The organism is Nonomuraea longicatena, from assembly GCF_039525605.1.
Classification (GTDB): Bacteria; Actinomycetota; Actinomycetes; order Streptosporangiales; family Streptosporangiaceae; genus Nonomuraea; species Nonomuraea longicatena.
Window position 1 is genome coordinate 1 of record NZ_BAAAHQ010000031.1, and the last position, 23916, is coordinate 23916.

Below are 23916 nucleotides of genomic sequence, written 5' to 3' on the forward strand. Positions count from 1 at the left end.
CGCCGTCCCCTGGACGGCGACGATCCTGCGCAGCTGGCGCGGGCCGGCGCCCGCCATCCGGAGCAGCGCGAGGTCGCGGCGCTGCCGGGTGATCGACAGCGAGATTCCGCCGCCCACCACGAAACCGACGACCAGCAGGCTGATGCCGCCGATCGAACTCGGCAGCGCGATCAGCGTCGTCCGCGCGGCGGCGACGCCCGGCGACTCGGCGTCGCCGCGCGCCGAGCCGGTGCTGACCACGTACCGCTCGCCCAACCGGCGCTCGACGGCCGAGGCCAGTGCTGTCGCGTCCGTGCCCGGCGCGGCGCGCAGGGCGACCAGGTCGACGGTGCCCGCCCTCGGGCCACCGGTCCGCCCGGCCAGCTCGGCGGCGACGTGGTCGGCGAAGTACAGGCCCGGCGCCTCGACGACGGCGGTGACCGTGTAGCGGCCGCGCTTGCCCGCCGCGACCACCTGGATGGCCAGCCCGACCGGTACGGCGAACGCCGCCGAGAGCGCGACCTCGTCGCGGTCGCGCGGCGCCGTACCCGTCGCGGGCGGGCCCGACAGCGCGGCCGACGACCACCCGTGACCCGCGCCCTTCGCCGTGCCCCCTGAGACCGGCGCGGCCGGGAAGGACACGTCGCCCACGGCCTCGGCGACCCCGGGCAGCCCGGCCAGCTCGGTCACCAGCCGGGCGGGCACGACCGCCCGCTCCGGCAACGCCACCGGCATCCCGTCGGGGGAGGGGGCGCGCTGCGGCGCGGAGACGATCACCTGGGCGCCCGTGAGCCGTTGCTCGGTCAGCTCCGACCGCAGCCCCGACTCGATGATCACACCGGTGCCCGTGACCAGCGCCATCCCGCCGAACACCGCCACGAAGGCCACCACGAGCCCGCCGAGGCCGGACATCGCCAGCGCGGTCCTGATCACCGCACACCGCCCGAGGCGAGCTGGGTGAGCCGGGTCGCCAGCGCCTGCGCCGTCGGCGCCGGCATGACGTCCACGAGCTTGCCGTCGGCCATCACCAGGCAGTCGTGGGCCCGCGCGGCGGCCGCCGGGTCGTGGGTGACCATGACCACGGTCTGGCCGAGGTCGTCCACGAGCGAGCGCAGCAGGTCCAGGACCTGTGCGGCGCTGCGCAGGTCGAGCGCGCCGGTGGGCTCGTCGGCGAACACCACGTCGGGCCGCCCGGCCAGCGCCCGCACGATCGCCGCGCGCTGCTGCTGGCCGCCGGACAACTCGGCCGGGCGGTGCCGGAGCCGGTCCTTCAGGCCGACGCGCTCGACCAGCTCGGCGATCCACGCCCGGTCCGGCCGGCGCCCGGCCAGGCGCAGCGACAGGGTCAGGTTCTCCTCGACGGTGATCGCGGGCAGCAGGTTGTAGGACTGGAAGACGAAGCCGACGCGCGAGCGGCGCAGCTCGGTCCGCCTGGTCTCGTTCAGCGTGCTGACGTCCACTCCGCCGATCACCACCGAGCCCGAGGTGGGCAGGTCGAGCGCGGCGGCGCACTGGATGAGGGTGCTCTTGCCCGAGCCGGACGGTCCCATGACGGCGATGAAGCGGCCCTCCGGGAAGCCGAGCGAGACGTCGTCCAGCGCGACCAGGCCGCCGAACTTCTTGGTGACTCCGGACAGGGTGACGACGTGGCTCATGCCTTGCGGCCGCTGACGTGACGGACGATCAGGCCGACGATGCAGGCCACGGAGACCGCTCCGGCGCCCATCCCGAGAGCGGAGACGCCCTCGCCCATGTTGTTGCCGATGACGTTGACCACCGCGCTCACCACGAGCACGACCCAGAGGAACGCGGACAGGAGCGCTCCACCTCTCCGCCCGCGTTCGCGGGCGGGGGCCTGGGCGGGGGCGTCGGATGTGATGCGATAGGGGTCGTTCATGAACAGAACTCTAGAAATGCCGCTGACCTGGGAGAATCCTGCCCTCTGGCCTGTTCGGGGTAGGGCTGGCTGGAAGAGGTTATGTCCGGTTCGTACTAGGCTGTCCGCCGTGCTGCGGGGGACTCTCGAGAATCTGGAGCGCCTGGCAGGGGGACTGGTCACCGCGATCGCGGCACTGCTCGTGGCGATCTGCTGGATCGTCGTCGGCGCCGCCTGCCTGGTCGGGGTGGGATGGCTGCTCGTCCCGGCGATGGTCGCCACGACCAGGGCGACGGCGGAGTGGGAACGCAGACGGCTCAGCCGCACGGGCATCGAGCTCGTCAGCCCGTACACCGGTGGACGCGTGCCCGGAGGCCGGCGCACGCTGTCCTCCGACCCGGCCACCCTGCGCGACCTCTCCTGGCTGTTCGCCCACGCCACCTCGGGCCTGCTCTGCGGCCTCGTGGGGGTGTTCCTGCCCATGGCCGCGCTGCGGGAGATCTCCTATCCGCTGCACTGGACCCTGCTGCCGCCCGAGCACCATTACGTCAACTTCGGCATCCCGGTGACCACGTGGCCCGCCGCGTTCGCCGCCTGCGCGGCCGGGCTCGCGGCCATGGCGGGGCTGCTTCGGCTGGCGCCCCTGCTGGCGTACGCGCAGTCGTGGCCGGCCGTCCGGCTGCTGGCCCCCCACCCCTCGCTCGACCTGAGCGAGCGGGTCGCCCGGCTGACCGCCACCCGCGCGGGCGCGCTGCGCGCGCACGCCGCCGAACTGCGCAGGATCGAGCGGGCGCTGCACGACGGCACCCAGAACCGCATCATGGCCGTCGTCGTCACCGTCGCCGCCGCGCGGCGGGCGCTCGCCCGCGACCCCGGCCGGGCAGAGCACGCGCTCGAACGCGCCCAGACCGCCGCCGAGCAGGCGCTGGCCGAACTCCGGCAGGTCGTGCGGGGCATCTTGCCGCCGATCCTGACCGACCGGGGCCTCGCCGGCGCGCTCAGCGCGCTCGCGGCCGGCTGCTCGGTGCCGTGCGCGCTGCGGGTCGGGGAACTCGGGCAACTGCCCCTGTCGGCGGAGACCACGGCGTACTTCACCGTGGCCGAGGCCCTCACCAACGTCTGCAGGCACAGCCGGGCGAAGCAGGCGGAGATCGAGGTACGGCGTGCGGGCCCACGGCTGCTCGTCGTCGTCCGCGACGACGGCGTGGGCGGCGCCGACGGCGACGCGGGGACGGGCCTCACCGGCATCCGCCGCCGGGTCGAGGCACATGACGGGACGCTGACGGTGGTCAGCCCGGCGGGGGGACCGACGGTGATCGAGATGGAGCTGACGTGCGAGTAGTGATCGCCGAGGATGACGCGCTGCTGCGCGAAGGACTGGTGCTGCTGCTGGAGGGAGAGGGCTTCGACGTGGCCGCCGCCGTGGGGGAGCCGGAGGCGTTCCTGGACGCGGTCGAGGAGCACCGCCCCCAGGTGTCGGTCGTGGACGTGCGCATGCCCCCGACCCACACCGACGAGGGCATCCAGGCGGCTGTCCGGGCCAAGCGCCGCCACCCCGAGCTGGCCGTCCTGGTGCTGTCCGCGCACGTGGAGCAGGCGTTCGCGACCGAACTGCTGTCCGGTGGCACCAGCGGCATGGGCTACCTGCTGAAGGAGCGGATCGGCCGTGTCGAGGAGTTCCTGGACGCGGTCGCCAGGGTCGCGGGCGGCGGCACCGCCATCGACCCCGACGTGGTCGCCCAGTTGTTCGCCAGGCGGCGCGACCCGCTCGACGGGCTCACCGGCCGCGAGCGCGAAGTACTCGCCCTCATGGCCGAAGGGCTCGGCAACGGGGCCATCGCCGAGCGGCTGACGGTCACGGAGGGCGCCGTGCACAAGCACATCCGCAACATCTTCGCCAAGCTGAACCTGGCCCCCAGCGACCGCGTCGACCGCCGGGTCGCCGCCGTCCTGCGCTACCTGGGCGCCTGAGATCAGGCCCCGGCGGGGTCAGAACTCGTCGTGTCCCGCGACCTGCCCGATGGGGAAGACGTGCCGGTTCGCGGCGCAGACCGTCTCCAGCACGTGGACCGGCGGGTCCTCGGCCGAGTAGCTCGCCCGCAGCGGCCGCCCGGCGACCTCCTCCAGGCTCATGCCGGACTCGCGCGCCTCGGCGCTGGCCTGCCGCCGCATGACGCGAACCGGACCCCGTCACAGTGTCCCGGGGAAGCCGGGGAGGACGAGGTGGAGGGGACTCTGGGCGCGGTAGGTGGCGAGCTTTCTGGCGCTGCCGGTGTCGACGTTCACCGCGTGGACCGTGTAGGGGGCGTACGACGGCTGCCGGGTCATGGTGGCCGTACGGCCATCACGGCCATCGCCGCACGTGAGGGGGGTGGTGATGGCCGTGATCTCCCGAGGGCCGATCCAGCCGCGCAGGTAGACCCGGTGGTCCGCCACGGGCAGACCCCCGATGGGGACACGGCGGACGATCTCGCCGGTGCCGGTGTCCACGTACGCCAGCTCCCTCTGGACGGTCTTCCCGGTCCTCGGGTCCACGGGGACCACGTTGCCGCTCACCCCCCGGCACGTGCTGTCCGGCAGGTGACTCACCGCCAGTACGGTTCTCCCGTCAGGGCTGAGCGGCCCGGCCAGATGGTTCCCCGGGAGGTCCACGGCCTTCGCGTCGCTCGCCAAGGAGGAGCTCCACAGGCGGCCGACGGTCCGCAGCCGCGACTTGGGGGCGTACTCGGCCAGCGTGATCGTGTCGCCGTCAGGGGACAGGCCGATGGGGGTCGCGCCGTTGGGCAACGGCCGTACGAGCCGCTCCCGCAGGTCGAACACCATCGCCGGATCCTGCAGCGGCGGCCGCTTGGAGAAGGCCAGATAGCGGCCGTCGTCCGACAGCAGCAGGTGGGTGATGCTGCCGAGCCACCCCTTCGGCACCTTGGCGGGCGCCGTCTCAACCGCTCCGGAGGCGAGGTCGCGCACCACGAACGTCCCGGCCCCCGTCGCGTAATAGGCGATCTTGCGGCCGTCCCCGCTGATCGCCAGCGGGCTCCTGCGGATCCCGTAGCCGGTGTCGTTGCGCAGGGCCTGCGCCACCCGGTACGTCCGGCCGTTCCGGGTGACCACCTGCCACCCGCCCTCCACGCACCCGGCCGGAACCCGGCCGTCGTCGGGGCGGCAGTACGTCAGGTAGGCGTGGCTCACCGGCCCCACCCCTCGGGCAGGGAGGTCCGTCACCGCGCCCGGCCGCTCGGCGACCGGCTCCTGCGGCGCCAGTCGTACGACGGCCGTGGCCGTGAGCGTGACGACGGCCACAGCGACGGCCGCAGTGACCGTCACAGCGGCGGTCATCAGGGCCGGGGCGAGGAGGCGGCGCCGCTCGCGGCGGGCGATGATCCGCTCGGTCAGGTCCAGCCTCGGTGCGTCGTCGGCAATGTCGTGAAGTACGTTCCGCAGCCAGGTCACCGCCGCGCCCCTTCCACTGTCTTTCGTCCTTCGAGTTCTGAGAACCTCGGCGCCAGATCCGGCGCGAGCGCCCGCAACCGGGCCAGCGCGTGATGGGCGGTGCTCTTCACCGTGCCGACCGAGCAGTTCAGGACCTTCGCCGTCTCCTGCTCGGTGAGATCCTCGTAGTAGCGCAGCACGATCACCGCCCGCTGCTTCGGCGGCAACCGCGACAGCGCCCGCTGCACGGCGATCCGCACGATCGTCGGCTCCTCGCTCGAATACGAGCGCTCGGGCGGCTCCGCGCTCGGCAGCTCCGCCGTGCTGACCCGGCGGCGGCGCCAGGAGATGTACTGGTTGACCAGGGCCTTGCGCGCGTACGCCGGAGGGTTGGTCACCGGCCAGCGGCCGAGCACCTTGACCAGCACACTCTGCAGCAGGTCCTCGGCCAGGTGGCGGTCTCCCGTGAGCAGGTAGGCCGTGCGCGTCAGCGACTGCTGGTGGGCGGCCATGAACTCGCGGAAGCTGTCGTTGCGGTCCAAGACGAACTCCTCTCGCCCGTTACCGACGCGGTCGGCCGGGCGAAAGGTTGATTTTCTCATCGAGGCCGGCGTGGGCCGCCCCAAGACGGGACGGCTGGGTGCCGAGCCGGTCAGCGTCTGTCGATGCGGCCCGTCACGCTCCCGAAGTCCGGTCCGCCGGCCTTGTCCACGTACACGGTGATCCCCTCACTGTGCAGGTTGATCCAGCCGCCGCCCTGCTCCCACGGGACGTCCTTGGCGTACACGAACTCGGTGTACACGGCGCCGCCCCTGGCCGTGTCCGTCCCGCCCATCGAGACCTGCAGCCCGGTCTTCGGGAAGCTGATCCAGCCGTCGTCGGTGCTTCTGCCCTGGACCCACTCGGTGTTGACTCCGGTCAGGTCGGCCTTGGCGGCGTACAGGGTGCCGCGCCCGCCCGAACCGTCGGTGATCTCCGCGCCCGCGCCGGTGAAGGTGACGCGCCCGGTGCCCGCCGTCCCCTGGACCCAGGGCGCGCTGATGCCGGCGGGGACGGTGAGTCCGTCCAGGACGGGGTCGCTCACCTGGACGGTCGTGGTGAGGTAGTGCTCCTCCGGGGGCGTGGTCCGGGAGGTGGCGACCAGCGTGTAGGTCGTCGCCTGCCTCGGGGCGGTGGCGGGCGACCAGGCGCGCGCGCCCGTGGGGACGGTCTCCTGCCCGCCCGGGTAGCGGACCTGGTAGTCGAAGTCGCCGGACCCCTCCCACCGCAGCACGACCGTGCCTCCGGCGGAGACCACGGCGGTGTCCGGTCGCAGGTCGCGCGGCGCCGGGATCGCCTTCGCGGCGGTCTTCACCAGGGCCACCGCCGTGGCGGTGGAGCGGGCCTTTCCCGTCGCGGTCCTGCTCGCCGCCTCGGTGACCTTCAGCACGGCCACCCCGGCGGAGGCGGCGACGGTGACGTCTTCCAGCGTCAGCACCATGTAGTCGCCGGGGGCGAGAGTGCGGGTGCCGCTTCCGGAGGTGGCTCGTATGGTGGCTGGACCCTGAACCTGGACGGTCACCGGCTGGGCGCCGTCGCGCTCGCCCCTGGCCCTGACCTTGGTGAGGTCGGGGGTGAGGTGCCCGGCACCGTCGCCGACGGGCACCGCCACGTCGATCGTGGACCAGTACGCGGTGCTCTGCCCGGTGTTGGTGACGACCAGATACACCGTGCCCGTGGACGGCGTGCGCCCGGCCGCCGACGCCTCCAGGGGCGCCGGGTCGGTGACGAGGGTGTAGGTGAGCATGGTCATGTCGCGACTCCTTCTTCCCGGAGAGGGCCGGGCCGAGCGGGGAAGATCACCTCTTCGAGACAAGCGCCGGCACGAGAGCGTGACAAGAGCACCAAAGGCATCCATTTCACGGCGTTTCAGCAATATCCTTTGCGCCTTGACGGCGTCTCTCGCACGGGGACCGTCGGGCCGCGCGAGCGGCTGATTCGCCGGTCATGACGGCGTTGCGGCCGTGATAGTGTTCTTTCACGCGAGCGAGGCCGACCCCGACAGGGCGCGGCCGAGCGCAGCGGGATGTAGCGCAGCTTGGTAGCGCACCTGACTGGGGGTCAGGGGGTCGCAGGTTCAAATCCTGTCATCCCGACACGCCGAAAAGGCCCGATACTCGATCCGTCGAGCGTCGGGCCTTTTATCGTGCTCCGATGTGGAGGTGCGGATCTTGGGACGCAGACCGAGCATCGACCGGGCCGAGCTGGCCCGGCTGGTGGCGCAGGGGCGCAGTGTGCGCGAACTCGCCGAGCACTTCGGGGTGAGCGAGTCCGGGGTGCTGCAGGCCAAACGCTCGGCCGGTCTCGCCAAGGCGATGATGGACCACAGCGCCGCGCTGCCGTGGAAGGTGGCACGCGAGCACATGCAGTCGGGCCCGGCCACCAACCTGCGCAACCTGTCGGCCGCCGCCCAGGGGCGGGCTCCGGCCGCCGAGCGGCTCAACACCGCGCTGCGGTGGGCCCAGCGGCTCGTCGACAACGGCCTGGACGTCGGCTACGACCCGGCGGCCGGGTTCACGGAGATCCCGGCTCCGTCCGGAGGCTCGCACGTCGGCTCCGTGCTGGAGGCGGCGAGACGGGCGCTGGCGAGCTGAGCCGGGCACCGGTGGTCTTCGGAGCCGGTTACGGGCGGTCCTGAGGCCAGGAGCCGACAGGTCTTGAGGCCGGGCACAGACGCCGGGCACAGACAGCGGGCACAGACGCCGGGCGCCGGCGGTCTGGGCCGGGCCGTTCAGTGATCGGCCTGGTGGGGCGTGGACAGGTCCCGGGCGGCGGCCCTGGAGGCGTACTCGAACTCCTGCCGGGGCGAGGTGAGCGCGCCGAGCGCGACGATCTCGCGCGGGAAGAACAACGCGAGCGTCCAGTCCACGAGCACCCGCACCTTGCGGTTGACCGTCGGCACCCGCGACAGGTGGTAGGTCCGGTGGACGAACCAGGCGAGCGGCCCGCGCAGCTTGCAGCCGTAGATCTGGGCGACGCCCTTGTGCAGGCCGAGGCTGGCGACCGAGCCCGCGTACGCGTGCCGGTAGGCGACGGCCGGGCGCCCGCGCAGCCGGTTGACGATGTTCCCGGCCAGGACGGCGGCCTGCCGTACGGCGTGCTGCGCGTTGGGCGCGCAGTACTCGCCCGGCCGGGTCAGGTCGGGGACGGCGGCGCAGTCCCCGGCGGTGTAGACGTCGTGGTGTCCCTCGACGGTGAGGGTGGCGGTGGCCCGCACCCGGCCCTTGTCGTCGATCGGCAGGTCCCCGGCCCGTACGGCGGGATGCGGCATCACCCCGGCCGTCCACACGAGGGTGGAGGCGGCGAAGGAGGTGCCGTCGGACAGCCGGATCCGCCCGCCGGAGGCGGATTCCAGCCGCGTGCCTAGCCGTACGTCGATGTCGCGGGCGCGGAGCTGCTCCAGCGTCCAGCGCCCCATGTCCGCGCCGACCTCGGGCAGGATGCGCTCGGTGGCCTCGACGAGGTACCAGCGCATGTCCTCGCGGGTGATCGTGGGGTAGGAGCGGCAGGCGTCGCGGGCCATGTCCTCTAGTTCGGCCAGCGCCTCGACCCCGGCGAACCCGGCGCCCACGAAGACGAACGTGAGCGCCTGCTCGGCGACGCCCGGCTCGACGGTGGAGGCCGCCAGGTCGAGCTGGGCGAGGACGTGGTTGCGCAGGTGGATGGCCTCCTCGACGGTCTTGAAGCCGATTCCGGCCTCGGCCAGTCCCGGGATCGGCAGGGTGCGGGAGACGGATCCGGCGGCGACGACGAGGACGTCGTAGCCGATCTCGCGGGCGTCCCCCCGGTGGGGCTGGAAGACGACGGTTCTTGCGGCGGTGTCCATGGTGGTGACCCAGCCGTTGAGGATGGTGCAGCGCCGCAGGATCCGCCGCAGCGGTACGACGACGTGGCGCGGTTCGAGGTTGCCCGCGGCGGCTTCGGGCAGGAACGGCTGGTAGGTCATGTAGGAGTCGGCGTCGATGACCGTGATGTGGGCTTCGCCGGGTTTCAGGCGGCGTTGCAGCTGCAGGGCGGTGTACATGCCGACATATCCGCCTCCGACGATCACGATGCGTTTCATGCCGCCCCCGTCCTGGTGAACCGCAACGTCACGGTGCTGCCCTCGGCCCCGGTGTCGAACTCGACGGTGTCGGCGAGCAGCCGTGCCACCCACAGGCCCATCCCGCTGGTGGCCTCCGCGGGCGGGCGCTCGGCGCCGAAGACGGCCCCCGCCCACCGGCCTTCGTCGCGGATCTGGACGACCAGCCCGCCCCCGTCGGGCCAGGCGCGCAGCAGCGCGGCGTCGCTGCCGTGCAGCACCGCGTTGGTGGCGACCTCGTTGACGGCGATGACGAGGTTGGCGACGGCCTCGCCGCGCAGGCCCGCCCGCCGGGCCCGGTCGGCGGTGAGGTCCCTGAGTCCGGGCAGGTCGAGCAGGGTGAAGGTGACCTCGTCCACGCCCCCGGCGCTGGTCTGTTCCACCCCGTGACCCCCGTCAGCGGCTCAGTTCGGTGCGCAGCCGGTCGAGCACCCTGCGCAGGATTCTGGACACGTGCATCTGCGAGATCCCGAACTCCGCCGCGATCTCGGCCTGGGTGAGGTTGCCGAAGAAGCGCAGCAGCAGGATGTCGCGCTCCCGGCGCGGCAGCGCGTCGATCAGCGGTTTGACGGCGTGGCTGTCGACGAGCGTGTCGAGGCTGTCGTCGTCGTCCGCGATCAGGTCGCCGAGGGCGGCCGCCTCGGTGTCGGCGCCGACGGGCGCGTCGAGCGAGAGGGTGCTGTAGGCGGCGGAGGCGTCCAGGGTCAGCAGCACGTCCTCCTCGCCGATGCCCATGCGGGCGGCGAGTTCGGCCACGGTGGGGGCGCGGCCCAGGGTCTGGGTGAGGTCGGCGGTCAGCCGGTTCAGTTCGGCGCGGCGCTCCTGGTAGACGCGGGGGACCCGGACGGCCCAGGTGCGGTCGCGGAAGTGCCGTTTGACCTCGCCGATCATGGTGACGACGGCGTACCCCCTGAAGGCGTGCCCGAGGGAGGGGTCGAAGCCGTTGACCGCCTTCATCAGGCCGACGTAGGCGGCCTGGAGGAGGTCTTCGGCGGGTTCGCCCCGGTGGCGGTAGCGGCGGGCGATCTCCGCGGCCAGCGGGCGGTGCATCTCCACGATGCGCTCGCGCAGCCGCTCTCTCGCGGAATCGGGGGTGTCGGGCCTGGCCGTCTCGGCCAGGAGTTCTTCGGCGGTCATGTCCTCAAGGGCGAGTTCCCGCACTGCCATGGCGGCTCCTTGCTACGTACGCAGGGGGCGGCCTCTGACGGCGAAAGCCCAGGCAGAGGCACGCCTCGCAGGTTTCGAGACGGAAGCCCTCTGCTGGACTTCGCTCCCATTATGCCCCGCTTCGCGGGAGTGTATTCCTGTGTCCCCGATCGACAGTAAGGTTGCCTCGTGACCATGCCGGAAAGGGCGTTGACCCTGACCTCGTCGGTGGTCGGCGGCCTCACGGTGATCCGGGTCGAGGGGGTTCTCGACGCGACCACTCGCGAGCAGTTCGCCGACCGTCTCGCCGTCTCGCCCGGCGACCTGGCGCTCGACCTGTCGGGCGTGAGTTTCATGGACTCCCGGGCGCTCGGGCTGATCGTCCACCAGTGGCAGACGTGCACGGGGGCGGGCGACCGCTTCGCGCTCGTGGGCGTGCAGTACTCCACGTCCAAGGTGATGTGGATCACCGGCCTGGCCGACCGGCTCCCGTTGTACGACACGGTCGACGACGCGCTCGCCGCGTTCGGTTAACGGCGGCGGCCGTGCTCCTCGACCAGCAGCCGGGCCAGTTCGACCACCTTGACCTGGTGGTGCTGGGAGACCCTGCGCAGTTCCTCGAAGGCGGCCTCGGGCGAGCAGCCGCTGGTCTTCATGATGATGCCCTTGGCCTGGTCGATCAACGCGCGCCCGGCCATGGCCTCCTGCATCTGGGCGGCGTCGGTGCGGGCCTGCTCGAAGTCCCACAGGTTGGCCATGGCGACGCCGACGTGCTCGGCCAGCATGGAGCCGAGGGCGGCGGCCTGCTGGGGGGCGAAGGCGCCGGGCCGTACCGAGTAGAGGGTGATCACGAACAGCACGGGTTCGACCGGCACGGGCAGCACCAGCACCGAGCGCACCCCCCATCCGGCGGCCAGCGGCGTGTATCCGGGCCAGCGCGGTTCCTCCAGCAGGTCCGCGCTGACGACGTGGCGGCCGGTGCGCCGGGCTTCGGAGGAGGGGCCCTCGCCGAGTTCGCGTTCGCCCTCGACCAGGGTGATCAGTTCGCTGTGCGTGCCGGACACCAGGACCCGGTCGCCGCTCCACCACTCGGCCGACCCGCCGGAGCAGCCGGGCACCCCGGCGGCGAGCGCGGCGGTGAGACCGCGCAGCAGGCTCTCGGTGGAGGTGTCGTCACCGAGGCGGCCGAGCGCGGCCAGTTCGCGGGCCAGCGCGGGCGTCACCATCGTCATCGTGTCCATCATGGCGGGACCTTCCCCGTATGGCAGCTTTCATCCCACGTGGCGTAGCGTCATCGTATGACCACCTCCCTTGAGCAGGCGCTGGACTCGCTCGCCGAACGGGTCTCCTCGCTGCGCGAGGCGAGGTCGGCCTACCCCGATGATCTCGGGCAGACGCTCGACGCCTCCCTCGCCGAACTCGACACCGCGCTCGAACTCCTGAGCGAGGCCACCAGAGAACTCCGCTCGACGCCCGCCAGAGGCGGGAGGAACGGCACCCAGCGGGAGCTGAAACTGCTGCGCCAGGTGTTTCGCGCCTTCCCGGTGCCGGTGGCCCTCCTCGACGGCGGCGCGGTCGTGCGCCGCATCAACGGCGAGATCTCCCGCCTGCTCGGCAGCCCGGACGGTTACCTGGTCGGGCGGCCGTTCCCGCTGCTCGTGGACGTCTCCCTGCGCGCCGCCTTCCGCTCGCACCTGACGTCGGTGCTGCGGACCGGCCATCCGGCCACGTTCGAGACCCGCCTGGCCCACCAGGGGCGTACGCACACGGTCCAGCTCGCGGTGACCCGGCTGACGCTCGCGGGCGAGCCCCAGCAGATGGTGGCCGTGGTCGCGCTCCCCACGGACGTGCACCTGCCCGAGCCCGGCGCGCCCCTCGCCGAGCGGGTGGACGGCGCGCTGCTGCTGGCCTCGGCCCGCAGGCAGGAACTGCTCGCCGAGATGGCCCGGCTGCTGCTGGACGAGGCCGGCACCCGGGGGCCGGTCGCGCTGCCGAGGGCGTCCCGGCTGCTGGCCTCGGGCTGGGCGGACTGGGTGATCGCCGACGTCGTGCGCGACGGCCTGCCCCGCCGCGCGAGCGTCCTGGCGCCCAGGGACGAGCCGCTCGGCGAACTCACCCGCGTCGTCGAGGCGGCCGATCCGCTGGCCGGACCGCTGGTCGCGCAGGTGCTGGAGCAGGACTCCGGCGTCGTGCACGAGATGATCGAGGATGAGAGCCTGCTCGGCGTCGGCTCGGACGGCCCGCTGCTGACCCTGATGGGCGCGGGCTCGCTGCTGTGCGTGCCGATCGGGCCGGGCGAGGGCGCGCTCACGCTGGTCAGGTCCCATGAACGGCCCCCGTACACACTGGCCGACCTGGGGCTCATGGAGCAGATCGGGATGCAGCTCGGGCTGGCGCTGCGGGCGCAGCGCCGCCTGGAGAGCCGCGCCCAGGCCGCCGACGCGCTCACCGCCAGCGTCGTGCCGCGCGCCCTGCCCGACGTGCCCGGCTACGAGGCCGCGGCCATCTACCACCCGGGATCCTCCGTCGGCGCCGAGTTCTACGACGTCTTCCCCGTCTCCGGCGGCTGGGGCTTCGCCCTCGGCGGCGCGGCGGGCAGGGGCGAGGAGGCCGCCTCCGTCAGCGCCATGGTCAGGGGCGGGCTGCGGGTCCTCAGCGTCTGGGAGGACGACCCCGACCAGGTCGTACGGAAGGTCAACCAGGCCCTGGTCGCGCAGGGGACCGGCATGTTCGTGATGGCCGTCGCCGGATTCGCGCGCGGGCGGGAGGTCCGGCTGTCGTCCGCGGGCCACCACCCGGCCGCGCTGGTGGACGCCGACGGCACCGTGCGCTTCTGCGTCGGCGGCGGCGTGCCGCTCGGCATCGCGCCGCAGGCCGAGACCAAGACTCAGGAGCTGACCATGGCGCCGGGCCAGACGCTGGTGTTGTACTCCGAGGGCCTGGTCTCCTCGCCCGACGGGCAGGGCGTGGCCTATGGAGAGGAGCGTCTGGCCGACGTCCTCACCCGGACGGCGGGGCAGCCGCCCGCCGCCGTCGTCAAGGCCGTGGAGGACGACCGCGCCGCCTTCTCCGGCGGCCAGGTGTGGGACGAGATCGTCGTACTGGCGCTGCGTCCGGCCTGAGACCCGCCGGTTAGGATGAAGATCGTGACCGAGCTCGAACGTGTACCCCCCGGTGTCGATCCCACCGTCCCCAGCTCCGCCCGCGTCTACGACTACCTCCTGGGCGGGAAGGACAATCTGGCCATCGACCGGGCGGTGGCCGGCAAGCTCCTGACGGTGGCGCCGGACACCCGCCTGGTCGCGCGGGCCAACCGCCGCTTCCTCACCAGGGCCGTCAGGCACCTCGCCGAGCAGGGCGTGCGGCAGTTCCTCGACCTCGGCACCGGCATCCCCACCTCGCCGAGCGTGCACGAGGTGGTGCGCGAGGTGAGCCCGGCGTGCCGGGTCGTCTACGTCGACTACGACCCGGTCGTCCGGCTGCACGCCGAGGTGCTGCTGGCCAAGGCGCCCGGCGTCGCCGGGATCCACGGCGACCTGCGGCGGCCCGCCGACGTCTTCGCCGACCCGCACGTCAGCGGGCTGATCGACTTCGACCAGCCGGTGGCCGTGCTGATGGTCGCGGTCCTCCACTTCGTCATGGACGAGGAGGATCCCGCCGGGATCGTGGCGAGCTTCCGCAAGCGGATGGCGCCGGGCAGCCACCTGGTGCTGTCCCACACGATGGCCGACAGCGAGCCGGAGGCGATCAGGCAACTCGCCATGGCCACGGCCGACTCGCCGGCCCAGTCGGTCTTCCGCAAGCACGAGGAGGTGCTGGCGCTGTTCGACGGATTCGAGCTGATCGGGCCCGGACTGGTGCCGGTGCAGGACTGGCGGATCGGCGAGCCGGACGACGCGGCGATGCCGCTGCTGGACGGCGAGCCCCGGCTGCGGGTCGAGGGCGGGGTCGGGCGGCTCGCGGGCTGACGGCGTCCGCACCACGACCCGGGTCAATGTATGTTGACGGTATGGACGACGAGCGGACCACGACACGGGAACTCGCCGAGCGGGTGCGAACGCTGCTGGGGCCCCGGCACCCGGTCGCGGCGGCGGCGCTGATCTCCGCCTCCGGCGTGACCCTGGCGGCGATCGGCGCCGACCTGGACGCGGACTTCGAGATCGGGTCCATCTCCAAGGCGGTCACCGGGCTCCTGTACGCCGACGCGCTGGAACGCGGCGAGATCCGGCCGGACTCCACCCTGGGCGAACTACTGCCGCTCGGCGACGTCCCGGCGGCCCGGGTGAGGCTGGATTCGCTCGCCCGGCACCGCTCCGGGCTGCCGAGGCTGCCCGCGTCCGCGCAGCCCCTCCGGCGTACGCTCGCGCTCTGGCTGCGCGGCACCAATCCGTACGGCGAGGACCTCGGGCAGCTCCTCGACCAGGCCAGGGGCGCGCCCGTCGGCGAGCCGGAGGCGCTTTACTCCAACTTCGGGTTCGAACTGCTCGGCCACGCGCTCGCCGCGGCGGCCGGGACGACGTACGCGGACCTCGTCCAGGCCCGCCTGGCGGGGCCGCTGGGGCTGCGCGGGCTCTACCTGCCCGACACGGCCGACCGGCTCGGGCCGAAGGCGCTCATCGGCCGGACCCGGCGGGGGCGGCCGCGTGAGCCGTGGACGGGGGCGGCGATCGGGCCCGCAGGCGGCATCCGGGCCTCGATCCAGGACATGGGAGGCCTGATGGCGGCGCTGCTCGACGGCACCGCGCCCGGGATCGCCGCACTCGACCCGGTCGAGGCGTTCGGCAAGGGGGCGCGAATCGGCGCTGGGTGGATCACCGTCGAGGCCGGCGGGCGGGCGATCACCTGGCACAACGGCGGCACCGGCGGGTTCCGGACGTGGGCCGGGCTCGATCGCGCCGCGGGTACGGGCGCCGTCGTGCTGTCCGCCACGTCCGACTCGGTCGATCGCCACGGCTTCACGCTGCTGGCCGAGCACACCTCAGGCGGCTGAGCGCCCGATCCCGCCCGCGCGGCGTGGAGGCGTGCGGCGACGCGGTGCGGCGTTGAGCACCCTCGGGGGCGTGACAGGGCGCTGCCGGTTCGGCGCGGGCGGGCGTCGCCCGTGGTCAGGAGACGGTGGTCAGGAGACGGACGAGTGGCGGGAGCGGCGGCGTCGGCCGGAGGGCTCGGCATGGTCGGCGTGGTCGGCGTGACTGTCCTGGGTGCGGCGGGCGACCAGCGCGGCCAGGGCCGTCGTGATCGGCACGGCCGCGATCAGCCCCAGCGTGCCGACCACGCTTCTGACGATCTCCTGGGCGATCACCGGGTTGGTCAGCACCTGCCCTAGCGGCTCGCGGCCCACGCTGATCAGCAGCAGCAGCGGCAGGGACGCCCCCGCGTACGCCAGGATGATGGTGTTGATCACCGAGGCGATGTGCGCGCGGCCGACCCGCCCGCCCGCGCGGTACAGGCGGCGGAAGCCGTAGGACGGATTGGCGTGGGAGAGCTCGCCCACCGTGACCGACTGTGTCACCGTGACGTCGTCGAGGACGCCGAGCGAGCCGATGATGATGCTCGCCAGCAGCAGTCCCTGGGTGTCGATGGAGTAGCTCATCCCCAGGTTGAAGGCCGCCTCGTCGCTGACACCCGACAGGTGGGCGAGGTCGAGCGACAGGTAGGAGAGCGCCCCGGTGACCACCAGGCTCGCGAGGGTGCCGAGAACCGCCATCGAGGTCGCCAGGGAGAAACCGTGCGTCAGGAACAACACGGTCAGCATGATCGCCGACGCGCCGACGATGGCGACCAGCAGCGGCGGCTTGCCGTCCAGGATGCCGGGGAGCACGAACAGCAGCAGCACCGCGAACGTCACCCCGAGCCCGAACAGCGCCGTCAGCCCACGCCAGCGGCCGAACGCGACCACCGCCAGCGCGAACGCGATGCCGAACAACCACAGCGGCGCCGAGCGGTCGTGGTCGGACAGCCGGTACGGCGAGGCGTCCAGCGTGGGCTCCGGCGCGTAGATCACGATGGCGTCGTCGCCCGCGTGGAAGACCTGCGCGCCCGGCCCGCTCGGCAGCTGGATCTGCGCGCTCTGCCCGGCCTCCGGCCCGCTCGTGAACGTCACCCTGGCGTCGCCGCAGGTCGCGGGGTCGGGTGGTGGCAGCTGGCCGCCTTCGACGGGTGGTTCCTCGCCGCAGGGCGTGAGTGTGACGGTGTCGATCCGCGCGGTGTAGCGGGCGTGCCCGGTGTCGGCGGGCGCGGGCTTCGGCGGGGACGGCCACAGCGCGATCATCGCCACGACGGTGGCCAGCGCGAGCGGCACGAGCACGGCGAGCGTCGCGAGCACGGCCCGCCGGGACGCCGGAGCGGTGGGTCCATGCGCATGATTCGCGCCCATGGGCGAGCGATCTCCAGGGGGTGGTGATGGATGTCTCGTTGGAGAGTACAGGGCCGTCGGCGGCGCCGGGGCCAAGCTCGGGAGCGGGGTACGGTGTTCGTGCTACGACAAGAACTTCGTGGGAGAAATCATGGCAAACACCCCTTTTCTCCCATCCGCTCGACACGCCAAGCTGTAGAGCACCGCGACGCAGAGGAGTGTTTGGGTGTTCGACGACGACCGCGATCCGCTACGCCATTTCCGGGACGAGTTCGTCCTGCCGGACGACGGGGTCTACCTCGCGGGCAACTCTCTCGGCGCCCTGCCCAAGGCGGCCGTCGGCAGGGTCGGGCAGGCCGTCGAGCAGGAGTGGGGCCGCGAACTCGTCGGCGGCTGGAACAGCGCGGGATGGTACGAGCAGCCGCTGACCGTCGGCGACCGCATCGCCCCGCTCATCGGCGCGCCCCCCGGTTCGGTCGTCGCGGGCAACACCACCTCGATCGCGATCTACCAGGCGGTCTCGGCCGCGCTGCGGCTGCGACCCGGACGCCGCGTGATCGTGGTCGACCGGGCCAACTTCCCGACCGACAACTACATGGTCCAGGGCCTCGGCGAACTGCGCGACATCGGTGAAGGCCGCTTCGACGACGCGGCGGCCGTCCTGCTGTCGGAGGTCGACTACCGCACCGGCGAGCGCCGTGACGTGCGGGAGACGACCGCCCGCGCCCAGGAGGCGGGCGCGCTCATGGTCTGGGACGTCTGCCACAGCGTCGGCGCCTTGCGCGTGGACGTCTCGGCGGCCGACTTCGCCGTCGGCTGCACCTACAAGTACGTCAACGCCGGGCCGGGCGCCCCCGCCTTCCTCTACGTCAACCCGCGCCACCACGCCACGGCGGAGAACGTGCTGTCGGGCTGGCACGGCCACGCCGAGCCGTTCGCCTTCGAGCCCGGCTACCGCCCCGCGAACGGCATCAGGCGCTTCGCCGTCAGCACGCCGCACGTGCTGTCGTTCGCGGCGCTGGAGGCCGCGCTCGACATCTGGGAGCGGGTCGACCTCGACCAGGTGCGCGCCAAGAGCATGGCGCTCACCTCGCTGTTCGTCGACCTCGTCGGCGACCGCCTGGAGCTCGCCTCGCCCCGTGACCCGCAGCGGCGCGGCAGCCAGGTCAGCTTCCGCCACCCGCACGGCTACCCGGTCATGCGCGCGCTGATCGAGCGCGGGGTGCACGGCGACTTCCGGGCGCCCGACATCCTGCGGTTCGGGTTCGCGCCGCTCTACACCCGCTTCGCCGACGTGCGCGAGGCGGCCGGGCGCCTGGCCGACGTACTCGACCGGGAGCTGTGGCGCGACCCCCGCTACGCCGCGCGCCTGGCCGTCACCTGAGCGGGCGGGTGCGCGAGCGGGAAAGGTTTGCCACACTTCTCAGAATGCGCACCCGCTTGTACAGAAACGGGGTCGTCGTCAAACAGGGGTTCCCCATCGACGACGTCTCCGACTACGTGTGCGACGACGACTGCGTGGTCTGGTTCGACCTGTGCGCGCCCACCCCGGCCGAGCTCGGCGCGATCGGCGAGGAACTCGGCCTGCACGAGCTCGCCGTCGAGGACGTGCTCATGGACCACCAGCGCCCCAAGCTGGACGTCTACGACAGCCACCTGTTCATCACGGTGTACGGCGTGCGCGTGGACGAGGAGGGCACGCTGCAGCCCGTCGAGATCGACGTCTTCGCCACCGCGAACGCGCTGGTCACCGTACGGCAGAACGACGGCTTCGACATCGACGCGGTCGTCGCCCGCTGGGACGCCGGAGGCGGCCTGGCCAAGAACGGCGTCAGCTTCCTGCTGCACGGCCTGCTCGACTACGTCGTTGACGGCCACTTCGACCTGGTCCAGTCGCTCGACGGCCAGGTCGAGGAACTGGAGGACGCGCTGTTCGGCGACAGCGGCAACCACCGCGAACTGCAGCGGCGGACGTTCGCGCTGCGCAAGAACATGGTCCGCTTCCGCAAGATCGCGCTGCCGATGCGCGAGGTGGTCACCGCGCTGTACCGCCGCGACGTGCACGTGGTGACGGCCGAGATGGCGCCGTACTACCAGGACGTCCACGACCACGTGCTGCGCGTGGCCGACTGGGTGGACTCCCTGCGCGAACTCGTCAGCAACCTGCGCGAGACCCACCTCGCCCAGCAGGGCTTCCGGCTGAACGAGATCATGAAACGGCTCACCGGCTGGGCGGCGATCATCGCGGTGCCGACCGCGATCACCGGCTTCTACGGACAGAACGTGCCATATCCCGGCGAGGGCCAGCCGTGGGGCTTCTGGGTGTCGAGCCTGGTGGTGGCGGCGGCGTCGATCGCCCTGTACACGGTCTTCAAGAAGAAGGACTGGCTCTAGCGCCGGGACGCCGCCGGTTTCACGAGAGGCCGAAGGCGGCCAGGGTGCCCCAGGTGCTGGCCACGCCGGTGAGGCCGCCGACCGCCACCTGGGCGGGGGTGTGGTGCCGCAGCCGTACCCTCGCCCAGCACACCAGCGCCAGCACCGGCACCCCGGCCAGCGCCGTCGGCACCGGCGGCAGCACGTGCGAGAAGACCACCACCGTGCCCGCGCAGACGGCCGCGTGGAAGGAGATCTTCCAGCGCAGCGTCACCGGTACGGTCACCGCCAGCGCCACCAGCATGGCCGTCACCGTCGCCACCAGCAGCACCGGGGCGCCCAGCACCACCAGGAGCAGCAGCGCGACCAGTACTGCGCCGACGGCCGCGAGCAGGGGGCCGGTGCGCCTGGCCCGGTCGACGATGTGATGGGAGTCGAGCCGGCCCGCACGCACGCCCGCGTAGATCACCGCCGCGGGCACCCCGCCGCACAGCGCGGACGCCAGCAGGCCCCAGGCGGCGCCGGTCCAGCCCTGCGCGAGCAGGCCGACGAGGGGCGGCATGGCGATCACCAGAACCTGGGGAGCCAGGAGATCGGTCACCTTCCCGGCGAGGCGGTCGGAGGTCATAGATGTGATCATTCCATGTCCGATCAGTGCGAATGCTATAAAAGACCGGTGGCCGACATCTCGCTCTTACAGGCTTTCGCGGAGGTCGGCTACCAGGTCGCGGGCACCGGTGGCGCCCACGGGGCGATGGCCGCGCTGGGCAGGGTCGTGCCGGTCGACGGCTACGAGTTCGTCGCCTTCGACCCGGCCACCGGCCGTCACCGCAGCGTCGTGTCGGCCGGGCACGAGCGTATCGACGGCGACGCCGCCCAGGAGTACACGGGCCTCGACAGCTACCGCCGCGCGTTGTCGACCCGCGCCCCCGTCGCGATGCCGGAGCCGGGCACCCGGCGCTACTTCCGCCGCCACCTCGCGCCCTACGGCTGGCGGCACGGCCTCACCGCCCCGCTGTTCCTGCCGGAGGGCCGCTACACGGGCCTGATCCACCTGGCCTACCGCGACAGCCTGCCCGAGGCGGCCGGGCCGCTGCTCACGGCGGCGGCGCCGATGCTGGCCCACGTGACCGACCTGTCCCGCTGCCTGGTCAGCCCCACCGCGCTGCCGCCCGGCTACCGGGCGCTGGCCTTCGACCGGGCGGGCGTGCGCAGGGAGGTGCCCGGCGTGGAGCCGTCCGAGGCGCTGCGGGACGAGCCCGCCGTCGCCGCCTTCGCCCGCGACTTCATCGACTCGCGCGAACTGGGCAGGCACGGCCTGTGGAAGGACCGCCGAGGCCGCTGGCACGACGTGCGGGCGGTGCGCGCCGGGGTCGGCTACCAGAGCGGGCTGCAGGGCGCGGTGATCGCCGAGCGGCCGTGCGCGCTGCCGTACGAGCTGACCGGGCGCGAGGTGGACGTCCTCACCCGCGTGGCCGCGGGTGACTCCAACCCACAGATCGCGGCGGCCCTGGTGCTGAGCGTCCGCACGGTCACCACCCACCTGGAGCACATCTTCGCCAAGCTCGGCTGCGACAGCAGGACCCGCCTGACCACCAAGGCCCTCGCCGAGGGCCTGTGCCGCCTGGACCTGTAGACCGGCGGGTCCCCACCTGCCCGCGTCCGGACCCGTAGCCGGGTGCGAGCGGGCCTCACCTGCCCGACATCTCGAACCACACCGTGTTCGCGCCCCCGGCGCGCTCGAAGCCCCAGCGGTGGCTGAGCGCCTCCAGCAGCGGCAGCCCCCGGCCCCCGGTGGCGTACGTGCCTCTCTGGCACTGGCACGGCGGCTGCTCGGAGCCCGCGTCGGCGACCCGCACCCGCACCACCGGCCCGGAGGCGTCGACCGACACCGTGAACGACCCGCCGTCGCCCGAGCGCGTGTGCAGGATCGCGTTCGTGGCCAACTCGCTGGTGAGCAGGACGGCCTCGTCGTGATGCGGATGGTCGCGGCCGAGCGCGGCGGTCACGGCACCCCTGGCGCGGGCGATCTGAGCGGGCATTCCGGGCAGGCGCACGACCAGGTGGCGCGGTCCCGGCCCGGCTGGTTCCCCGGCGGTCAGTGACTCCGATGTCTGCATGACGACCTCCCCGATGTCGGCCCGATGGCGGCGGCGTTGTGAGACGCGCCGCACGGGTCCGGGAGATTACCGCGAAAAGGTAGGAATGCCCTTTCCTGAGGGGTGTCCCGAGGGGGCGGGGGGCCGCGCGGGTGCCGCGCCGGACCAAGTACGCTGCGATCGACGAGTACGCGGACGGAGGGGAGCACGGGTGAGCAGCCTCGAGGCCGTGTGGGTGCGCCCGCACGACCAGCCGGGAGCGGCCTACGTGACCGGGGTGTTCGACATCCTGCACGTCGGCCACGTCCGCTACCTCGGCGCCGTGGCCGAGCGCGGGCTGCCGCTGGTGGTGGGCGTCGAGGACGACCCGCGCGTGCGGGCCTGGAAGGGGCCGACCCGCCCGTTCAACCCGGCCGCCGAACGCGCCGAGGTGCTGGCCGCCCTCCGGTTCGTGAGCGGTGTGTTCATCGTCACCGGCCCGCCCGAGGCCCACGGCCCCGAGGACTACATCGACCTCATGGCGCCGATGCGGCCGGGCGCGCTCGCCCACACGGCGGGCGACCCGCACGCGGGCGGCCGCTGCGCCGCCGCCGCGCTGCTCGGCGCCGAGTGCTGGGAGCTGGCGGCGATCCCCGACCGCTCCACCACCCGCATCGTCAACGCCGCGGGCAAGGGCTGAGTCCGGTCTGACCGCCGCCGTGAGCCGATCGGCGGGGTGTGGCTCGTACGTGTGTCCGCACCCCCTGCAGGCCGAACAGGATGAGCAACTCGACCGCGCCGCCGTCGGCGCTGCCCAGCCAGTGCGGCAGGGACGTGCCGAACTCGGCCGCCTCGCCCGGCGGCAGCGTCAGGTCGCGCTCACCGAGCACCAGCCGCAGCCGGCCGCTCAGCACGTACACCCACTCGAAGCCCTCGTGCGTCTTCAGGGCCGGTGCCAGGGGTTCCCCGACGGCGGGGATGATCATCTTGAACGCGTGCACCCCGCCCGGCCGTCGCGACAGCGGCACGAAGGTCATCCCGAACCGGCTGATCGGCTTGAGATGGATCCTGGGGTCTCCGGTGCGCGGGGCGCCGACCAGGTCGTCCAGCGGCACGTCGTAGGTGCGCGCCAGCGGCAGCAACAACTCCAGGGTGGCCCGGCGCCGCCCGCTCTCCAGCCGGGACAGGGTGCTCTCCGACACGCCGGTCGTCGCCGCGAGGGCGGCGAGGGTGATACCGCGCTCACGACGCAGGGCCCGCAGCCGGGGCCCCACCGCGTCGAGTACGTCGTCCGTCTCCTTGTCCACCCGGCCATCTTGCCAGAACCGCAAGATCGCGTGCCGGATCCGGCGAGGTGTGGCGAGACTGGGCGCCTACCGACAGAAGGAGTCCCGATGAGCACCACCGATGCGGCCGCGTTCTGGGACGGCGTCCACGCGGCCCGGCCTGCCGCCGCCCCCCGGCCCAACGCCCGCCTCGCCGAGACGGTCACCGGCCTGCCGCCCGGCGACGCGCTGGACCTCGGATGCGGGATCGGCGGCGACGCCCTGTGGCTGGCCGACCAGGGCTGGCGCGTCACCGCCACGGACATCTCGGCCGTGGCCGTCGAGCGGCTCGCCGCCCTCGCCCTCGCGGGCGGCCTGGGGGACCGCGTCGCCGCCGTACGGCACGACCTGCACCGGTCGCTCCCGCCGGGCGGATTCGACCTGATCTGCGCCCACTACCTGCACACCCCCTTCGACCTGGACAGGGCGAGCGTGCTGCGCGCAGCCGCGCACGCGCTGCGACCCGGCGGGCGGCTGCTGGTCGTCGACGACGGCTCGACCGCGCCGTGGTCGTGGGATCAGGACCCCGGCGTCCGGTACCCCGGCCCGGAGGAGGTCGCCGGGGAACTCGGCCTGGACGCGGCGACCTGGACGGTCGAGCGGGCCGACAGCCCCACCCGGACCGCCACCGGGCCGGACGGGCGCACCGCCGAGGTCACCGACCACGTCCTGCTGATCCGCCGCGGCCGCCCGGCCGCCGCGCGCCGCCGCCGTGACACCCCGCCGCCGAGGACCGGGAGCGGCGAGGCCGAGGTCCTGCGCGGCTTCCTCGACTACCTCAGGACCTCGATCGCGGCGAAGGTCGAAGGCGCGGCCGAACCGCAGGCGCGGACCGCCCGGGTGCCCTCGGGCACGAACCTGCTCGGCCTGCTCAACCACCTGGTCTCCGTCGAACGCGCGCTGTTCCTCGGGGAGGACGTCACCGACTGGCAGGCGACCTTCCAGGCCGACCCGGCGGACGGCGTGGCCGACGTGGTGGCCCGCTACCGGGCGGCGGTCGAGCGCGCGAACGACGTGCTCGACGGGTGCGCCGACCTCGGCGCGCCGATCCCCGGAACGAGGCCGGGCCGCCCCGCTCCCAGCGTCCGCTGGGCACTGACCCACATGATCGAGGAGACCGGCCGCCACGCGGGCCACGTGGACATCCTCCGCGAACTGATCGACGGCACGACCGGCCGCTGACGGCGCCGGTGTTATGGTGATCGGTATGCAGCGCGCCAACGTCACGACGACGC

27 protein-coding genes and 1 tRNA gene are annotated in these 23916 nt (G+C 73.0%); 13 read left to right on the top strand and 15 right to left on the bottom strand.

Going from position 1 to position 23916, the window contains the following annotated elements:
* From ABD120_RS26280 to ABD120_RS26290, 3 genes are all read right to left on the bottom strand, one after another.
* Window positions 1-912, bottom strand: a 912-nt coding sequence (locus ABD120_RS26280) for an ABC transporter permease family protein (protein ID WP_486348451.1), incomplete at its 3' end; no start/stop codon positions are given.
* A complete protein-coding gene (locus ABD120_RS26285) occupies window positions 909-1634 on the bottom strand; it encodes an ABC transporter ATP-binding protein (RefSeq protein WP_343952746.1) in 726 nt (241 codons plus the stop codon). The genes ABD120_RS26285 and ABD120_RS26280, both read right to left, overlap by 4 nt.
* The gene (locus tag ABD120_RS26290) at window positions 1631-1876 is read right to left on the bottom strand and encodes a hypothetical protein (protein WP_343952747.1); all 246 of its coding nucleotides are present in this window, start codon (window positions 1874-1876) and stop codon (window positions 1631-1633) included. Before ABD120_RS26290 ends, ABD120_RS26285 begins: the two co-directional genes overlap by 4 nt.
* A 109-nt stretch (window positions 1877-1985) precedes the next feature.
* Here ABD120_RS26290 and ABD120_RS26295 point away from each other — a divergent pair, with 109 nt between their 5' ends.
* Complete coding sequence (locus tag ABD120_RS26295; protein ID WP_343952748.1) at window positions 1986-3197, top strand: sensor histidine kinase; 1212 nt, start codon at window positions 1986-1988, stop codon at window positions 3195-3197.
* On the top strand, window positions 3188-3826 hold the full coding sequence (locus ABD120_RS26300; RefSeq protein ID WP_343952749.1) for a response regulator: 639 nt from the start codon (window positions 3188-3190) through the stop codon (window positions 3824-3826). Before ABD120_RS26295 ends, ABD120_RS26300 begins: the two co-directional genes overlap by 10 nt.
* Window positions 3827-3844: 18 nt before the next feature.
* Here the strand turns inward: ABD120_RS26300 and ABD120_RS26305 are convergent, their stop codons facing one another.
* From ABD120_RS26305 to ABD120_RS26320, 4 genes are all read right to left on the bottom strand, one after another.
* A complete protein-coding gene (locus tag ABD120_RS26305; RefSeq protein ID WP_343952750.1) occupies window positions 3845-4027 on the bottom strand; it encodes a hypothetical protein in 183 nt (60 codons plus the stop codon).
* Between the two features lie 18 nt (window positions 4028-4045).
* Window positions 4046-5305 (bottom strand): TolB-like translocation protein, encoded by a 1260-nt coding sequence (locus ABD120_RS26310; RefSeq protein WP_343952751.1) that lies wholly within the window; start codon window positions 5303-5305, stop codon window positions 4046-4048.
* Window positions 5302-5826, bottom strand: coding sequence for a SigE family RNA polymerase sigma factor (locus ABD120_RS26315; protein ID WP_343952752.1), 525 nt, complete (start codon window positions 5824-5826; stop codon window positions 5302-5304). The genes ABD120_RS26310 and ABD120_RS26315 overlap by 4 nt, the downstream gene beginning before the upstream one ends.
* A 110-nt stretch (window positions 5827-5936) precedes the next feature.
* Window positions 5937-7076, bottom strand: a complete 1140-nt coding sequence (locus ABD120_RS26320; protein ID WP_343952753.1) for a hypothetical protein — start codon at window positions 7074-7076, stop codon at window positions 5937-5939.
* Window positions 7077-7345: 269 nt separating this feature from the next.
* Between ABD120_RS26320 and ABD120_RS26325 the strand changes: the two genes are divergently transcribed.
* Both ABD120_RS26325 and ABD120_RS26330 read left to right on the top strand, forming a co-directional pair.
* A tRNA-Pro gene (locus tag ABD120_RS26325) sits at window positions 7346-7419 on the top strand.
* Window positions 7420-7494: 75 nt separating this feature from the next.
* On the top strand, window positions 7495-7917 hold the full coding sequence (locus ABD120_RS26330) for a hypothetical protein (protein WP_343952755.1): 423 nt from the start codon (window positions 7495-7497) through the stop codon (window positions 7915-7917).
* A 137-nt stretch (window positions 7918-8054) separates the two neighbouring features.
* Here the strand turns inward: ABD120_RS26330 and ABD120_RS26335 are convergent, their stop codons facing one another.
* Genes ABD120_RS26335 through ABD120_RS26345 form a run of 3 tightly spaced genes read right to left on the bottom strand, consistent with a single transcriptional unit; the run spans window position 8055 to window position 10571 of the window.
* Entirely contained in the window at window positions 8055-9386 is a 1332-nt protein-coding gene (locus tag ABD120_RS26335; RefSeq protein WP_343952756.1) for an NAD(P)/FAD-dependent oxidoreductase, read from the bottom strand.
* Complete coding sequence (locus tag ABD120_RS26340; protein ID WP_343952757.1) at window positions 9383-9787, bottom strand: ATP-binding protein; 405 nt, start codon at window positions 9785-9787, stop codon at window positions 9383-9385. The genes ABD120_RS26335 and ABD120_RS26340 overlap by 4 nt, the downstream gene beginning before the upstream one ends.
* A gap of 13 nt (window positions 9788-9800) precedes the next feature.
* Window positions 9801-10571 carry a SigB/SigF/SigG family RNA polymerase sigma factor gene (locus ABD120_RS26345; RefSeq protein WP_343952758.1) on the bottom strand — a complete coding sequence of 257 codons (771 nt, stop codon included), beginning with the start codon at window positions 10569-10571 and terminating at the stop codon, window positions 9801-9803.
* Between the two features lie 174 nt (window positions 10572-10745).
* On the opposite strand from ABD120_RS26345, the gene ABD120_RS26350 reads away from it, so the two are divergent.
* On the top strand, window positions 10746-11084 hold the full coding sequence (locus tag ABD120_RS26350) for an anti-sigma factor antagonist (protein ID WP_343952889.1): 339 nt from the start codon (window positions 10746-10748) through the stop codon (window positions 11082-11084).
* Here the strand turns inward: ABD120_RS26350 and ABD120_RS26355 are convergent.
* Window positions 11081-11794, bottom strand: a complete 714-nt coding sequence (locus ABD120_RS26355; protein WP_343952759.1) for a GAF and ANTAR domain-containing protein — start codon at window positions 11792-11794, stop codon at window positions 11081-11083. The genes ABD120_RS26350 and ABD120_RS26355 overlap by 4 nt on opposite strands.
* 54 nt (window positions 11795-11848) lie before the next feature.
* Here ABD120_RS26355 and ABD120_RS26360 point away from each other — a divergent pair, with 54 nt between their 5' ends.
* The 3 genes from ABD120_RS26360 to ABD120_RS26370 are packed head-to-tail and all read left to right on the top strand — an operon-like array spanning window position 11849 to window position 15540.
* On the top strand, window positions 11849-13672 hold the full coding sequence (locus tag ABD120_RS26360; protein WP_343952760.1) for a SpoIIE family protein phosphatase: 1824 nt from the start codon (window positions 11849-11851) through the stop codon (window positions 13670-13672).
* A gap of 15 nt (window positions 13673-13687) precedes the next feature.
* Window positions 13688-14518, top strand: coding sequence for an SAM-dependent methyltransferase (locus ABD120_RS26365; RefSeq protein WP_425564035.1), 831 nt, complete (start codon window positions 13688-13690; stop codon window positions 14516-14518).
* A 41-nt stretch (window positions 14519-14559) separates the two neighbouring features.
* A complete protein-coding gene (locus tag ABD120_RS26370) occupies window positions 14560-15540 on the top strand; it encodes a serine hydrolase domain-containing protein (RefSeq protein WP_343952762.1) in 981 nt (326 codons plus the stop codon).
* A 129-nt stretch (window positions 15541-15669) separates the two neighbouring features.
* Here ABD120_RS26370 and ABD120_RS26375 read toward each other — a convergent pair whose 3' ends face one another.
* Window positions 15670-16926: a YibE/F family protein gene (locus ABD120_RS26375; RefSeq protein WP_343952763.1), complete on the bottom strand. Its 1257-nt coding sequence runs from the start codon at window positions 16924-16926 to the stop codon at window positions 15670-15672.
* A gap of 205 nt (window positions 16927-17131) precedes the next feature.
* Here ABD120_RS26375 and kynU point away from each other — a divergent pair, with 205 nt between their 5' ends.
* Window positions 17132-18289: a kynureninase gene (kynU, locus tag ABD120_RS26380; RefSeq protein ID WP_343952764.1), complete on the top strand. Its 1158-nt coding sequence runs from the start codon at window positions 17132-17134 to the stop codon at window positions 18287-18289.
* A 44-nt stretch (window positions 18290-18333) separates the two neighbouring features.
* A complete protein-coding gene (locus ABD120_RS26385) occupies window positions 18334-19299 on the top strand; it encodes a magnesium transporter CorA family protein (protein WP_343952765.1) in 966 nt (321 codons plus the stop codon).
* Window positions 19300-19318: 19 nt separating this feature from the next.
* Here the strand turns inward: ABD120_RS26385 and ABD120_RS26390 are convergent, their stop codons facing one another.
* The gene (locus ABD120_RS26390; protein WP_343952766.1) at window positions 19319-19906 is read right to left on the bottom strand and encodes a hypothetical protein; all 588 of its coding nucleotides are present in this window, start codon (window positions 19904-19906) and stop codon (window positions 19319-19321) included.
* 48 nt (window positions 19907-19954) lie between these two features.
* On the opposite strand from ABD120_RS26390, the gene ABD120_RS26395 reads away from it, so the two are divergent.
* A complete protein-coding gene (locus ABD120_RS26395) occupies window positions 19955-20914 on the top strand; it encodes a helix-turn-helix transcriptional regulator (protein ID WP_343952767.1) in 960 nt (319 codons plus the stop codon).
* Window positions 20915-20969: 55 nt separating this feature from the next.
* Here ABD120_RS26395 and ABD120_RS26400 read toward each other — a convergent pair whose 3' ends face one another.
* A complete protein-coding gene (locus ABD120_RS26400) occupies window positions 20970-21398 on the bottom strand; it encodes an ATP-binding protein (protein WP_343952769.1) in 429 nt (142 codons plus the stop codon).
* 190 nt (window positions 21399-21588) lie between these two features.
* On the opposite strand from ABD120_RS26400, the gene ABD120_RS26405 reads away from it, so the two are divergent.
* Window positions 21589-22056 carry an adenylyltransferase/cytidyltransferase family protein gene (locus tag ABD120_RS26405; RefSeq protein ID WP_343952770.1) on the top strand — a complete coding sequence of 156 codons (468 nt, stop codon included), beginning with the start codon at window positions 21589-21591 and terminating at the stop codon, window positions 22054-22056.
* Here ABD120_RS26405 and ABD120_RS26410 read toward each other — a convergent pair.
* Complete coding sequence (locus ABD120_RS26410; protein ID WP_343952771.1) at window positions 22034-22663, bottom strand: helix-turn-helix domain-containing protein; 630 nt, start codon at window positions 22661-22663, stop codon at window positions 22034-22036. The two genes, ABD120_RS26405 and ABD120_RS26410, sit on opposite strands and share 23 nt — an antisense overlap.
* An 87-nt stretch (window positions 22664-22750) precedes the next feature.
* On the opposite strand from ABD120_RS26410, the gene ABD120_RS39895 reads away from it, so the two are divergent.
* Window positions 22751-23863, top strand: coding sequence for a mycothiol transferase (locus ABD120_RS39895; RefSeq protein WP_425564036.1), 1113 nt, complete (start codon window positions 22751-22753; stop codon window positions 23861-23863).
* The last annotated feature ends 53 nt before the right edge of the window (window positions 23864-23916 follow it).

Bases quoted from the DNA above. Each gene is read 5' to 3' on its own strand.
- ABD120_RS26285 (WP_343952746.1), bottom strand. From the start codon at position 1,634: ATGAGCCACGTCGTCACCCTGTCCGGAGTCACCAAGAAGTTCGGCGGC.
- ABD120_RS26290 (WP_343952747.1), bottom strand. From the start codon at position 1,876: ATGAACGACCCCTATCGCATCACATCCGACGCCCCCGCCCAGGCCCCC.
- ABD120_RS26305 (WP_343952750.1), bottom strand. From the start codon at position 4,027: ATGCGGCGGCAGGCCAGCGCCGAGGCGCGCGAGTCCGGCATGAGCCTG.
- ABD120_RS26320 (WP_343952753.1), bottom strand. From the start codon at position 7,076: ATGACCATGCTCACCTACACCCTCGTCACCGACCCGGCGCCCCTGGAG.
- ABD120_RS26335 (WP_343952756.1), bottom strand. From the start codon at position 9,386: ATGAAACGCATCGTGATCGTCGGAGGCGGATATGTCGGCATGTACACC.
- ABD120_RS26345 (WP_343952758.1), bottom strand. From the start codon at position 10,571: ATGGCAGTGCGGGAACTCGCCCTTGAGGACATGACCGCCGAAGAACTC.
- ABD120_RS26350 (WP_343952889.1), top strand. From the start codon at position 10,746: ATGCCGGAAAGGGCGTTGACCCTGACCTCGTCGGTGGTCGGCGGCCTC.
- ABD120_RS26355 (WP_343952759.1), bottom strand. From the start codon at position 11,794: ATGATGGACACGATGACGATGGTGACGCCCGCGCTGGCCCGCGAACTG.
- ABD120_RS26360 (WP_343952760.1), top strand. From the start codon at position 11,849: ATGACCACCTCCCTTGAGCAGGCGCTGGACTCGCTCGCCGAACGGGTC.
- ABD120_RS26365 (WP_425564035.1), top strand. From the start codon at position 13,688: ATGAAGATCGTGACCGAGCTCGAACGTGTACCCCCCGGTGTCGATCCC.
- ABD120_RS26370 (WP_343952762.1), top strand. From the start codon at position 14,560: ATGGACGACGAGCGGACCACGACACGGGAACTCGCCGAGCGGGTGCGA.
- ABD120_RS26375 (WP_343952763.1), bottom strand. From the start codon at position 16,926: ATGGGCGCGAATCATGCGCATGGACCCACCGCTCCGGCGTCCCGGCGG.
- ABD120_RS26385 (WP_343952765.1), top strand. From the start codon at position 18,334: ATGCGCACCCGCTTGTACAGAAACGGGGTCGTCGTCAAACAGGGGTTC.
- ABD120_RS26390 (WP_343952766.1), bottom strand. From the start codon at position 19,906: ATGACCTCCGACCGCCTCGCCGGGAAGGTGACCGATCTCCTGGCTCCC.
- ABD120_RS26400 (WP_343952769.1), bottom strand. From the start codon at position 21,398: ATGCAGACATCGGAGTCACTGACCGCCGGGGAACCAGCCGGGCCGGGA.
- ABD120_RS39895 (WP_425564036.1), top strand. From the start codon at position 22,751: ATGAGCACCACCGATGCGGCCGCGTTCTGGGACGGCGTCCACGCGGCC.